Annotated in this window: 13 protein-coding genes; 12 read left to right on the top strand and 1 reads right to left on the bottom strand. The window is 61.1% G+C overall.

Annotated elements, in window-relative coordinates:
• Positions 1–138: 138 nt before the first annotated feature.
• The 11 genes from C7H85_RS14315 (at position 139) to C7H85_RS19610 (ending at position 10,325) form a co-directional block, all read left to right on the top strand.
• Positions 139–1,659 (top strand): ABC transporter substrate-binding protein, encoded by a 1,521-nt coding sequence (locus C7H85_RS14315; RefSeq protein ID WP_106730371.1) that lies wholly within the window; start codon positions 139–141, stop codon positions 1,657–1,659.
• Positions 1,656–2,591 (top strand): ABC transporter permease, encoded by a 936-nt coding sequence (locus C7H85_RS14310; protein WP_106730370.1) that lies wholly within the window; start codon positions 1,656–1,658, stop codon positions 2,589–2,591. The genes C7H85_RS14315 and C7H85_RS14310 overlap by 4 nt, the downstream gene beginning before the upstream one ends.
• Positions 2,588–3,424, top strand: a complete 837-nt coding sequence (locus C7H85_RS14305; protein ID WP_106730369.1) for an ABC transporter permease — start codon at positions 2,588–2,590, stop codon at positions 3,422–3,424. The genes C7H85_RS14310 and C7H85_RS14305 overlap by 4 nt, the downstream gene beginning before the upstream one ends.
• A complete protein-coding gene (locus tag C7H85_RS14300; RefSeq protein ID WP_106730368.1) occupies positions 3,421–4,809 on the top strand; it encodes an ABC transporter ATP-binding protein in 1,389 nt (462 codons plus the stop codon). The genes C7H85_RS14305 and C7H85_RS14300 overlap by 4 nt, the downstream gene beginning before the upstream one ends.
• Before the next feature lie 70 nt (positions 4,810–4,879).
• Complete coding sequence (locus C7H85_RS14295) at positions 4,880–5,014, top strand: entericidin A/B family lipoprotein (protein WP_106730367.1); 135 nt, start codon at positions 4,880–4,882, stop codon at positions 5,012–5,014.
• A 131-nt stretch (positions 5,015–5,145) separates the two neighbouring features.
• The gene (locus C7H85_RS14290) at positions 5,146–5,649 is read left to right on the top strand and encodes a hypothetical protein (RefSeq protein ID WP_106730366.1); all 504 of its coding nucleotides are present in this window, start codon (positions 5,146–5,148) and stop codon (positions 5,647–5,649) included.
• A gap of 527 nt (positions 5,650–6,176) precedes the next feature.
• The gene (locus C7H85_RS14285; protein WP_106730365.1) at positions 6,177–7,208 is read left to right on the top strand and encodes a hypothetical protein; all 1,032 of its coding nucleotides are present in this window, start codon (positions 6,177–6,179) and stop codon (positions 7,206–7,208) included.
• 6 nt (positions 7,209–7,214) lie between these two features.
• Positions 7,215–8,243: a hypothetical protein gene (locus C7H85_RS19620; RefSeq protein ID WP_146140468.1), complete on the top strand. Its 1,029-nt coding sequence runs from the start codon at positions 7,215–7,217 to the stop codon at positions 8,241–8,243.
• Positions 8,244–8,375: 132 nt separating this feature from the next.
• On the top strand, positions 8,376–9,506 hold the full coding sequence (locus tag C7H85_RS14280) for an ISAs1 family transposase (protein WP_106730422.1): 1,131 nt from the start codon (positions 8,376–8,378) through the stop codon (positions 9,504–9,506).
• Positions 9,507–9,592: 86 nt separating this feature from the next.
• Entirely contained in the window at positions 9,593–9,934 is a 342-nt protein-coding gene (locus C7H85_RS19615) for a hypothetical protein (protein ID WP_146140467.1), read from the top strand.
• A gap of 154 nt (positions 9,935–10,088) precedes the next feature.
• Positions 10,089–10,325: a hypothetical protein gene (locus tag C7H85_RS19610; RefSeq protein WP_146140466.1), complete on the top strand. Its 237-nt coding sequence runs from the start codon at positions 10,089–10,091 to the stop codon at positions 10,323–10,325.
• A 15-nt stretch (positions 10,326–10,340) separates the two neighbouring features.
• Here C7H85_RS19610 and C7H85_RS14275 read toward each other — a convergent pair whose 3' ends face one another.
• Positions 10,341–11,372 (bottom strand): IS630 family transposase, encoded by a 1,032-nt coding sequence (locus C7H85_RS14275; RefSeq protein WP_106730364.1) that lies wholly within the window; start codon positions 11,370–11,372, stop codon positions 10,341–10,343.
• Positions 11,373–11,665: 293 nt separating this feature from the next.
• On the opposite strand from C7H85_RS14275, the gene C7H85_RS14270 reads away from it, so the two are divergent.
• Positions 11,666–12,337 (top strand): DUF2459 domain-containing protein, encoded by a 672-nt coding sequence (locus C7H85_RS14270; protein ID WP_158260099.1) that lies wholly within the window; start codon positions 11,666–11,668, stop codon positions 12,335–12,337.
• Positions 12,338–12,363 lie beyond the last annotated feature (26 nt).

Below are 12,363 nucleotides of genomic sequence, written 5' to 3'. Positions count from 1 at the left end.
ATGGCTTAAGGTTACTGCCACAAAGACCCTGGCGGATAAAAAATGCTTGCACCGGGGGTGACGATAGGGATGAACTGTGATGTTATATTATAACTAAATGGTTTGTTCTCATTCGTATCCATTGTTCAGGTAGCCCCCATGATGCCACTGCGATCTTCCCTGCTCGGCGCCGGCCTGCTGGCCGTTGCCGCTTCCACCCATGCCACCGAAGGGGTGCTCGACATCGTCGCGCCCTGGGAAATCGGCAGTACCGACCCCGCCAAGGCCGGCTATGTCTATACCCGGCTGCAGATCGGCGAAACCCTGGTGGAGGTGGACAACCAGGGCCACCCCAGGCCCGGCCTGGCCGAAAGCTGGACCATCGCCGATGATCAGTTGAGCTGGCGTTTCGCCCTGCGGCCGGGCGTGCGCTTCCACGACGGCAGCCCGCTCACCGCCGAGGTGGCGGCCAGGGCGTTGCAACTGGCCCTGGCCAAGCCCGGCATGCTGACCGAGGCGCCGATAGCGGCCATTACCGCCGAGGGGGATGAGCTGCAGATCCGCCTGACCAGTCCCTTCGCGCCGCTGCCGGCGCTGCTGGCCCACAGCTCCGCCCAGATACTGGCGCCCGCCTCCTACGACGAGGCGGGCGAGGCCACCCGGGTGATCGGCACCGGCCCCTACCGCATCGAGCAACTGCAGATGCCGCAAAAGCTGACCGCCGCCGCCTTCAACGACTACTGGGACGAGGCGCCCGCCATCGAGCGGCTGACGTACCTGGCCGCCGGCCGGGGCGAGACCCGGGCGCTGATGGCCGAGAGCGGCGACGCCGACATCGTGTTCACCCTGGATCCGGCCAGCCAGGCCCGGCTGCAGCGCAACCAGCGGCTGAGTGTGCACGCCGAGCCCATTCCCCGCACCGTGACCCTCAAACTCAACGCCGGCCATCCCTTCCTGGCCGAGCCCGAGGCCCGGCGGGCCCTGAGCCTGGCGCTGGATCGCACCGGCATGGCCGTGGCCCTGCTGCGCAACCCCGAGGCGGCGGCCGGCCAGCTGTTTCCGCCTTCTTTAACCGATTGGCACCTGAGCGAGGTGGCCGGCGCCGAACGGGATCTGGAGCAGGCCAGGGCCCTGCTGGCCGGCCTGGGCTGGCAGGCGGACGACAAGGGCATGCTCAGCCGCAACGGCGAGCCTTTCACGCTGACCCTGACCACCTTCGCCGACCGGCCCGAACTGCCGCTGCTGGCCACCGCCATGCAGGATCAGCTGCGGGAACTGGGAATTGAACTGACGGTCAACGTCAGCAACTCCAGCGAAATCCCCGCCGGCCACCGGGACGGCAGCCTGCAACTGGGCCTGATGGCGCGCAACTTCGCCCTGGTGCCGGATCCCCTCGGCACCCTGCTGCAGGACTTCGGCCCCGAAGGCGGCGACTGGGGCGCCATGAACTGGCATTCCCCGCGCCTGGGCGAGATTTTGCAGCAACTGCTGGCACAAACCGACGGCGAGACCGTATCCGGGCTGCGCATTGAAGCCGCCGGCATACTGCACCAGCAACTGCCGGTGATCCCGGTGGCCTGGTACCAGCAAACCGCCGCCGTGTCCAACAAGGTGGAGGGCTTCAGCATAGATCCCTTCGAGCGTAACTATCGGGTGAGCGAGATGAGGTGGGCCCAGTGATACCGGTATTGAGTTATCGGCTGATGCAGGCCGCCCTGGTGGCGCTGATGGTGGGGGTGCTGACCTATATCCTCACCCATGCCCTGCCCGGGGACATGGCCTTTCGCATCGCCGCCGGCCGCTACGGCTACGACTATGTGAACGCGGCGGCCGCCGCCGCGGTGCGCGCCGAGCTGGGCCTGGACCTGCCCGCCTGGCAGGCCCTGGGCCACTGGCTGTGGGATCTGCTTCGGCTGGACCTGGGCCATTCCCTGGTGAGCGGCGAGGCGGTGGTGGACGAACTGCGCCACCAACTGGGCCATTCCTTCAAGCTGGCCGCCGCCGCCGTGGGGCTGTCGCTGCTGCTGGGCCCGCCGCTCGGCATCCTGGCCGGGCTCCGGCCCGGCGGCCGGCTCGACCGGTTGACCCTGCTGCTGGCCACCGTGTTGCGGGCCCTGCCCCAGTTCGTGATCGGCATTTTGCTGGTGATGCTGCTGGCGGTGCAGCTGGGCTGGCTGCCCGCTGCCGGCCACGGCAGCGCGGCCCACACCCTGCTGCCGGCGCTGACCCTGGCCCTGGGGCTGGCCGCCGTGGCCTGCCGGGTGAGCCGCAACGCCATGCAGGGCGTGGCCGGCTCCGCCTATTACGCCTTCGGCCGCACCAAGGGCCTGGGCGAGGGCCGGGTGTTCCTGCGCCACGGCCTGCGCAACGTGGCGGTGCCGGTGCTGGCCCACCAGGCCATGCAGCTGGTGTACCTGATCGAAGGCGTGGTGGTGGTGGAAACCCTGTTCGCCTGGCCCGGCATCGGCCATGCCCTGGTGCACGCCATAGTGGCGCGGGACGTACCCATGATCCAGGGCACCGCCCTGGTGCTGGGGCTGATGTTCGTGCTGCTCAACGCCCTGGTGGACCTGCTGTGCCACCGTATCGACCCGAGAAGGAGGGAGGCATGAGCCAAACCGCGACCCTGGCCGCCCCGGCGACTCCCGCCGCCGGCCGCCGTTTTTTGAGCCCCCGCCAGCGCCTGGGCGCCGCTTTGCTGCTGGCGCTGGCCTTGTTCGGCCTCGGCCTGCCGCTGCTGACCGAACTGGATCCGGCCCGGCAGAACTACAGCCGGATCCTGGCCGCGCCCAGCCTGGCCGAACCCCTGGGTACCGATCACCTGGGCCGCAGCATGCTGGCCCGCATGAGCTCGGCGGTGCAGCTTTCCCTCGGCCTTTCCCTGCTCGGGGTGCTGACCGCCGCCGTGCCCGGCGTGCTGCTGGGCGTGCTCGCCGGCTGGCGCGGCGGCTGGGTGGACCGGGCCCTGGGCGTGCTGGCCGACACCCTGCTGGCCCTGCCCGGCCTGCTGCTGGTGTTGCTGCTGGTGGCCATAGCGCCGGGCAACTTCTGGACCCTGTATGTGGGCATCGCCCTGGTGCTGTGGATCGAATACTTCCGGGTGGTGCGCCTGACCACCCGCACCCTGATGGCCTCACCACAAATCGAGGCCTCGCGCCTGCTCGGCTTCGGCCCCGGCTACATACTGCGCCGCCACCTGTGGCCGGCGCTGGCGCCGGTGGTGCTGACCCTGGGTGCCTTCGGCGCCGCCACCGCCATCCTGGCCATTGCCGCCCTGGGCTTTGTCAGCGTAGGGCTGCGCCCGCCCACCGCCGAACTGGGCCTGATGATGACCGAGCTGCTGCCCTATTACCACGAGGCGCCCTGGGTGCTGCTGCAACCCATAGCGGCGGTGTTCCTGCTGGTGCTGGCCCTCAACCTGCTGGCGGGAGGCCGCAAGCCATGACCGAACTGCTGAAAGTGGAACAACTGGCGGTGGCGGCGGCAGATGCCATAGTGCGGCCGCTGTCGTTCACCCTCAGGGCCGGCCGGCCGCTCACCCTGCTGGGGGAAACCGGCTCCGGCAAGAGCCTGATCGCCCAGGCCATCATGGGCAACCTGCCCGCGGGGCTGCAGGCCCGGGGCCGGATCTGGCTGCGGGGCGAAGAGCTCCGCGGCCAGGCCCCCGCCGCCCGGCGCCAGCGGTGGGGGCGCCAACTCGCCATGCTGCCCCAGGAGCCCTGGCTGGCGCTGGACCCGACCATGCGGGCCGGCGAGCAGGTGGCCGAAGGCTACCGCTACGTGGCCGGCGCCGACTGGGCCCAGGCCCGCAGCCAGGCCGAGCAGGATCTGACCCGGCTCGGCCTGGGCCACGCCCTGCACCGGCTGCCGGGCCAGCTCTCGGGCGGCATGATGCAGCGGCTGGCCTTTGCCGCCGCCAGCACCGGCGGTGCCGACATCGTGATTGCCGACGAACCCACCAAGGGCCTGGACGCGGGCAGCCGTGACCAGGTGACCGGCCTGCTGCGGCAGGTGGCGGAGGCGGGCGGCGGCCTGCTGACCATTACCCACGACATCGCCGTGGCCCGCCAGCTGGGCGGCGAGGTGATGATAGTACGGGGCGGCGAGGTGCTGGAGTCCGGCCCGGCGGAGCAGGTGCTGCAGGCCCCCGCCAGCGACTACGGCCGGGCCCTGCTGGCCGCCGAGCCCGCCGCCTGGCCCGAACTGGCGCCCCTGAACGCGGGCGCCACCGTGCTGAAGGTGGACGGGCTGGCCAAGGAGCGGGGCGGCCGGCCCCTGTTCCGGGATATTTCCTTCGAACTGCGCGCCGGCGAGGTGATGGGCGTGGTGGGCCCCAGCGGCTGCGGCAAGAGCACCCTGGGCAGCATCTGCTTAGGATTGCTGGAACCGGACGCCGGCTCGGTGTGGCGCGACCCCGCCCTGGCCCGCACCCGCTACCAGAAGCTCTACCAGGATCCGCCCGCCGCCTTTGCGCCCTGGTGCAGCCTGGGCCAGAGCCTGAAGGATGTGGTGAAGCTGCACCAAAAGGACTGGGCCGAGGTGGAGCGGCTGCTGCCCCGGCTGGGGCTCTCGCCCGACCTGCTGGCGCGCTCGCCCCGGGAGGTATCCGGCGGCGAGCTGCAGCGGCTGGCGATTTTGCGCATCCTGCTGTTGGAGCCGGTGCTGCTGTTTGCCGACGAGCCCACCTCGCGCCTGGATCTGGTGACCCAGCAGCAGACCATCAGGCTGCTGACCAGCCTGGCCCGGGAGCGGGGCTGCGCCCTGCTGCTGGTGAGCCACGAGGCGGCGCTGGTGAACAGGGTGGCGGACCGGGTGCTGACCCTGGGGTAGGGGGCCAAACGGGGAGGGAGCTGCTAGACTGCAAAAGCACTCCCCAAACGGTTGGCAAGGAGAAACCCCCATGAAAAAACGTACCCCCGCCCTGGTTCTGCTTTCGCTGCTTACCCTGTCACTGCTGAGCGGCTGCAACACCGTTCGTGGCGCCGGACAGGATGTGGAAGCGGGTGGCGAAGCCATTCAGCGCTCCACCTACTGAGCACCCGGGCCAGGGGCCGGCAGCATTTGCTCCGGCCCTTTTTTGTTGCCCGCCGCCGCCCGAGCTCCGAACGGGCTTATTCTTCGCTATCCTCAGGGCAGGTGGGTCATGACAACGCCAGGGGAGGAGGCATGAACGCAAGCCAGGCGACCATCGGCCATCTCGGCGCACACCTGGCCGAGCAGAGGCGGGAACTGCGCCGGCTGGAGGGCGGCGGCGGCCGGCTGCTGACCCTGTTCAGCCTGCTGCTGGTGGCCCTGGGCGTGCTCACCGCCTTTCACGCCACCCCGCTGTTCCACCCGGCCGGGCCCCTGGGCTGGATAGCCCTGGCGCTGTGCCTGCTGGCCTTTTTTACCCTGGCCTGCGGCTGGGGCCACGCCCTGCTGAGTTTTCGCCCGCCGGCGAAACCACCCGGCCCGCCGCTGGCCACCGAGCTGGACGCCCTGCTGCACGGCGACGATCCCGCCCGCCTGGAGCAACTGCAGGCGGAATACCAACAACTGGGCCGGGAGCTGGACCAGGCCATCGCCCTCAAGCGCCGCTTCTTCAACCACGCCTGCGACGAACTGGCCATCAGCGCCTGGCTGCTGGCCCTGTTCGGCCTGCTGCTGGTGTTTGCGCCGCTGCTGGCATAGCCGAATGCGCCTGCTAAAGGCGCGATTTACAATTGCCTTTTACCCCGGGAGCGACAAAACTAGTCCCAGATGAGTAAGCCAGGGATGCGCTTAAACCGGAGCACAGCGAAGGGCGGTAGCGTGCCCGGTGGGGCCCGGATGGTGATGGGTTTATACAGTATTAACGGCCAAAAACCACTGTACAGGCGCGATAACCCACATCGGACTTCCCGATAACCCCGGCAAGCCGATAAAAATCCTCACTGTTTCAGCCGGATAGCCGGCAGGTGTGGAGACAACCGAGCCGCCTATGGAGTTATCAAGCCGGCGTGTTTACTCCGGCGCTGGCTGTATAAAATATTTATATTATCAGTGAGTTATGAGTTTTTTGGTTCTGGTCAGATGTGTTCAAATGAGCCATGTCAATATACAATTGTTCTGTCGCCTAAATCAACGGGTGAATGTCGGAGTTGGCTACGGAAGTTGAAGTGTCGCTGAACCAGTCGGACAATCTTGGTGTCCGTTAAAACACGATATGGAGGTTCGGATTGCTGTTCCAAACATATTACCGATTAGACCCGTGGAGCTTTGAGCCGCCGCTCAAGGATCTTGGGGCAATTCAATTTGATGACCCCAAGCAGATGTTTTCGCTGTTCATGCGTTACAGGCATGCATTTAACGAAAGCGAGGAACCGCAAGTGCTGGTACAGACAATTCATCGCAAGGATGACATTCCAGATTTGGTACGCGCCGTATTTACCGGAGACGCAGAAATTGATTGGAGTATTGGAGGCGAGAATCAGGACGGGTTCACAAACTTGCCGGACGTCTATCGCGATTTCATAGTTGCGTTGAATGGGGATATGGATCGAATGGCATCTGAGATATTCAACGTGGTTCGCTGGAGAATGGGAATTGTCGGTGGGCCGTTGGTACTTCAGAGCGAATGGTCATCCATGAGATGGCACGATGACACCAAAGGAGAGGAGGTTGTCGACGATCATGGATTTTTAAACCGTCAAATGCTCGCCGGAGCATTTACACTGCATATGCCCAAAATGCAGGAGGTCGATTTCGACAAAGAGTGTCGACTGAATGTTGAAAGCTTAATTAAGTTTCAATCGAAGCAACCCTTGTATCACGATCTATTTCGTGAAGCATGGCAGAATCAACGGGACAATCTCCGAAGTGCGATTGTAATGGGGATTGCCGCAGCAGAGACTGGGTTCAAGACGTCTTTAATGGACTTGAACCCTTCGGTGAGTTGGATTGTCGAGAACTTGCAATCTCCGCCACTAGACCGCATGTTGCGAGACTACATGGCGCAGCTACCCGCAAGGAATCGGGTTAACGGTGAAGTTCGTCGGCCCCCTAAAAAGGTCATTTCCACGATCAAGAAAGGCATAGAACTGCGCAACAAGCTAGTACATGGGCGTGAAGAAACGGTAACAACCGAAGAGGTACGCGAAATGCTCGAAGCCGTTCGCGACTTGCTGTACATGCTGGACTACTACCGAGGCCATGATTGGGCCATGGAAAGAGTAAGCCCCGAAGTGGTAACGAGTCTGAACGAGGAGTAGCGCTCGTTGGCGAAAGAACAAAGGCATCCAGGCCGACGCGGTAGAGCCGCGCGGCTGATGCCTGGCGTTCGGCAGGGAGAGCTTGGTGGAGCTGGCAAGGAGATAAGTCCGTTGGATAGTGAAGTAGTCAACCTCTTTCGTTCGGCAATTGATGCTTACTTAGAAGAGCTAGGAAGTGCTCTGGAGCCTGCAGGCTCATACCTTCCCTATGATTTTGATTTCATCCACAACCACGAGTGGCACATTTTCGGAAATCAAATGGTCGAGGATGAATTGCGAGAACTCACGAACATTATGAATCGTTGGTGCGGTGATCTGCACCGGTGGCACGCTTGGAATAACGTAATTCGAAGTTATGGTGAAAATGAGGCGTGGAAAATTCGTAGAGAGTTTGTCGAGGCATTAGTGCATCATTGCTTGCTGGAGCCGAGTGCGGTGAGAGATCGTTTCACCTTCGTCGCTACTAACGCGTTTCACCAAATCCGATTATCTAGCGAAGAAGGCTATAAGGATCGTCTGGAAGGAGATCCAAAAAATCCCAATGAAAAATCCGTGTTCCTTAGCCGCGGAAAAAAAGAGAAGCGCCTTGAGAAAGTCATCTCCATATGGTCCGAATCAAAGAGGTTTCTAGAATCGATTGCGGCCATTAACGACAGATCGTACCAGCGCGCAACTTACGACTATAGAAATCGAGTGAATCATGCAATTGGGCCACGGCTCGGCGTAGGCATAACGCAGGCTGTAACGCGAAGCGTGGTGCAAGCGACTCACTTGAAAAAACAACCTGATGGAACTTATCGAGATGAGCCGATTCCTGGAAAATTATCTGTCAGGTATGGGGTTGGAGGCACGCAACCAATTGATCTCGAAGAAGCTCGGACATCGAATCTGAAGCAGTATCAGCTTGCGCAAACGTGCTACAACCGGTATTTCGAGTTGCTCAAATCGAAAGTGGCATGTATAAAAATGAAGGCAGAGAATGCAGGGAAAGATCATGAAAAAGCCTTATGGGAAAAGGCTTTCAGCGAGGTTTGATTTTGAATATAGCAGCCACTTTGTACACCGGAACGCACCTTTTTTGAAGAAAAATCTCGATATTAAAGGATCGCTTTGACGATCAATTCTAGCTGTGATCATATGCTGTCTTTTCAACGACAGATGATCGCCATGAACGGAATCGGCCTCTTGCAGCACCTATCCATCATCAGTGACCCGCGCCAGCAATGGAAAGTGGAGCACAAGCTCTCGGACATCCTCTTTCTCACCATCGTGGCCGTGATTGGCGGCGCCGAAGGATGGGAGGAAATAGAGGATTTCGGCGTCGATCATCTCGACTGGCTGCGCCAGTACGGTGACTTCGAGAACGGCGTGCCGGTGCACGATACCATCGCCCGGGTGATGGGCATGCTCTCGGCCAAACAGCTGCAAAAGAGCTTTGCCGCCTGGATGAAAGACTGCCATGTGGCCACCGAAGGAGAAGTGGTCGCCATCGACGGCAAAACCCTGCGAGGCAGCTACGACAAGGGCCGGCGGCAAGGGGCCATCCACATGGTATCGGCGTTCAGCGCCGCCAATCAGGTGGTGCTGGGCCAGGTTAAAACCGATGATAAATCGAATGAGATCACCGCCATTCCCGAACTGCTGGAGCTGCTGAGCATTCGTGGCTGCCTGGTGACCATCGACGCCATGGGCTGCCAGCGGGCCATCGCCCAGAAGGTGATCAACAAGGGCGCGGACTACCTGCTGGCGGTGAAAGGCAATCAGCCCAAGCTGGAAGAAGCCTTCAATCATTACTTCCGGATGGAGATGTTTCAGCATCCCGATAGTGACAGCTACAGCACGCAGGAAAGCGGCCATGGCCGCCAGGAAACCAGGCTGAGTCTGGCGGTGGACGACCTATCCATTCTGGGAGATTTGGTGTTTGACTGGCCGGAGTTAAAAACCTTAGGCGTAGTGGCGGCCATACGGGAAGTGAGCGGTCAACCGGCCAAGGACATCAAGGTGCGCTACTACATCAGCTCAGCCAAACTGTCGGCCAAGGAGCTGCTGGAAGCCAGCCGCTCCCACTGGTCGATAGAATCCCAGCTGCACTGGCAACTCGATGTAGGCATGCGGGAAGACGACTGCCGCATTCGGCGAGAGCAGGCCGGCGAAAACATGGCCACCATCCGGCATATCGCCTTCAATGCGTTGAAGGGAGACACCAGCTTCAAGGCCGGAATGAAACGCAAACAAAAGCGGGCAAGCCGAAACAACGCCTACCTGTCGCAAGTCTTGTCAGGACTGGGGGTTTCATAATCTTGCCCTGGGATGCCAACCGCTACGCGGTCATCACCCGTGTGCTTTGCGTTATATTTTCAAGTAGTTCGGGGATAGGGAAGATCATGGAACTCAAAGACTTCGTATCAAAGACCCTTCAAGAGATCTTAACGGGTGTCAAAGAAGCGCAAGACTCCGTAGCAGGTAAACATGTTGGTACGGTTGTTCCCGTCACATTTTCACAAGACAATTTAGAGCAGCCTAAAAACATTACACCCTTTCAAAATGTTAATTTTGAGATAATGGTAAATGTTGAGGAAAATGCAGGGAGTGAAGCGTCTATTAGTGTTTTGGGTGGCTGGATAAATGGGAAGGCTAAAGGGAATAGTGCAAATTCAAATATGGAAGCAACTAAAATATCTTTCTCGGTGCCAATTTCGTTTGCCGAGAGAACAAGAAATAGCTAAATATAACAAGGCACAGCAGTCGCTCCAAAAAGCGCCGCTCGTTCCTCGCTCTGCTTTTTGCTGCCGGTGATGTGAAGCGTTATGTTTCCGAGTTACCCACGAACAGTAGACACCTTCTATAGTTAGGTTTACCCCTGACGAGGAGGTGTCGCGAATGACCCGAGTAACCGATGAAAACAACTTTCGTGCGTTCTATGGTTCAGCAATGAAAATTTACGAGTATATTGAGATGTCTCAGGAGCTCTCTGTAAGTCCATGGGGGTTTGATGCAGCTACGTTCTCTGATGATGGAACAATTACGTACGCGCAATTCTCGTGCACATCAGTATCTGGCTGGGGTAAAGATCAGCTAACAGTTATTGCTACTGAGAATGACGGGGTGTTTAAATAACTGATCCTAATAGTGCTACATTCTGGCTGTTCCGTAACCATTTCCGGGAAAGGGCGAAACCGTATCCATGAAGTGCCTGACCCGTTGGAGCAGAGACCAGATGCTGCGGCATTGGTGGTTACGGGTAACCGTCTCGTGCAGCTTGTGCCACAGCAGCTCTATCTTGTTGATCCAAGGTGAGTAAACCGGTTGGAAGAGCAAGATGAACTTGGGGTTCTTCACCAGCCAGGCCTGGACCTGGCGGCTCTTGTGGATCACGTAGTTGTCCAGGATCAGAGTGATCTGCCGAGCCCGGCGATAGCGCCGCCGCAAGGCCTCCAGCAGGGCGATAAACAGGGAAGAATTCTTTTTATGGCCAGAGACATAGGTCACTTGCCCGGTGGTTGAGTGCAACGCGCCAGCCAGATAGTGCTTTTCGTTTTTCCCTGGGGTCACCACCTTCTTCTGTTGGCCTCGTGGCATCCAGTCCGCGCCCAGCTTGGGGTTCAGGTCGATGTCGACTTCATCGGCGTAAAGCACCGGGTTATCTCGGCTGCTGCCCGCCAGCGCTGCCCTTATTTGCTCGACTTTGTTGTGGTAATCCGGGTCCTTGATCCGCAGTGTGGGGGCGACTCTACGCCAGACCATCCCCTCGCGAGGCAGCCAACGGCGGAGCGTGGAAGCCGCGATGTCGAGACCCAGCAAGCGATTGATTTCAATCGCAAAGAGCTCGGTAGACCAGCGACTGCGCTGGTAACCCAAGTCTTGTGGTGACATCTGGATAAGCATCTGAAGCAGCATGATAATGTTACGGATAGGAAGCGCGGGTGGCCGGCCTGCCGGCAGCGAGCGTAAGGCATCAAGCCCGCCGTCCTGGTACCAGTTGAACCAGCGGCCCAGGGTAGAGCGTGCGGCACCGGTCAGCTCCTGTATTTTCTCAAGGGTGTATCGTTCGTGGCGTAACAGCACCGCTATGACTCGCCGAGCATGCTGCTTGTCAGGTGTGGTCTGAATGATTTTGTGCATCCGGCGTCGCTCAGGACGTGGCAGGGGTGGTAAGATCGGCATGAACTCAGTCCTTTGGGTGTCGAGTTGAGTATGTTTGGCGACTGATCAGATCGCACAAACTGGACTGAGTTCCCTGCCTCCACTGATCTACTATTCGGAACAGCTATTTAACTTCTCGCATAGGGTTGGCCGGGGCTAGGCGTCGTCGCAAAGTTCTTTGTCACCTAAAAAAGTTGTCAACCGGAACTGAATGCAACGTTAGCCATCATCCCTCCACACGGGCCCTTCGGGGCCCGTTTTGCGTCTGTATATCTGCAATACTCAAGGGCAGGTCCACCGTTCTGGAGTCGTGCTTGAAACCCTGGTTGATCCTGCTGCTGAGTCTGCTCGGCGCCGGTTGCGGCGGCGGGGACTGGCGTTACCTGCCCGGCTCTCCGGCGCAGGAACGCACCCTCTATCTGGTCAACCACGGCTGGCATACCGGGGTGGTGCTGCCGGCGGCCGCGCTGGAAGCCCGGCTGGCGGAGATAGGCCGGGACTTTGCCGGCGCTCGGTTTTATGAAGTGGGCTGGGGCGACCAGGCCTTCTACCAGGCGGAGGAAATCGGTGCCGGCCTGGTGCTCAGGGCCCTGCTCTGGCCTTCCGCGAGCGTGATCCACCTGGTGGCGCTGCCGGTGCCGCCGCAGCATTACTTCTGGCACAGCGAGGTGCTGGCGATCCCCGTTTCCGAGTACGGCCTGGCGCAGCTGATGGACCAGGTGTCGGCCTCCTTCCGGCGGAGCGGCGGCGGCCCTGTCTACGCCGGCCGGGGGCTGTACGGCAACAGCGCTTTTTACCGGGCCGAGGGCCGCTATCACCTGTTCAACACCTGCAACACCTGGGTGGCCCGGGTGCTGGCCGGCGCCGGGGTGCCGGTGCGCCCGGCCCTGGCCCTGACCGCCGGCGGCCTGATGCGCCAGGCCCGGGCGGCGGCCGCGGATTACCGGTGCTGCGCCGCGCCGGCCATCATGCCGCCGCCCCGCTGACCGCTGACCGCTATCCGCGCCCGGTG

Source organism: Zobellella endophytica (genome assembly GCF_003012775.1).
Taxonomy (GTDB): domain Bacteria; phylum Pseudomonadota; class Gammaproteobacteria; order Enterobacterales; family Aeromonadaceae; genus Oceanimonas; species Oceanimonas endophytica.
This window is presented reverse-complemented; position numbering and strand designations above follow the sequence as displayed.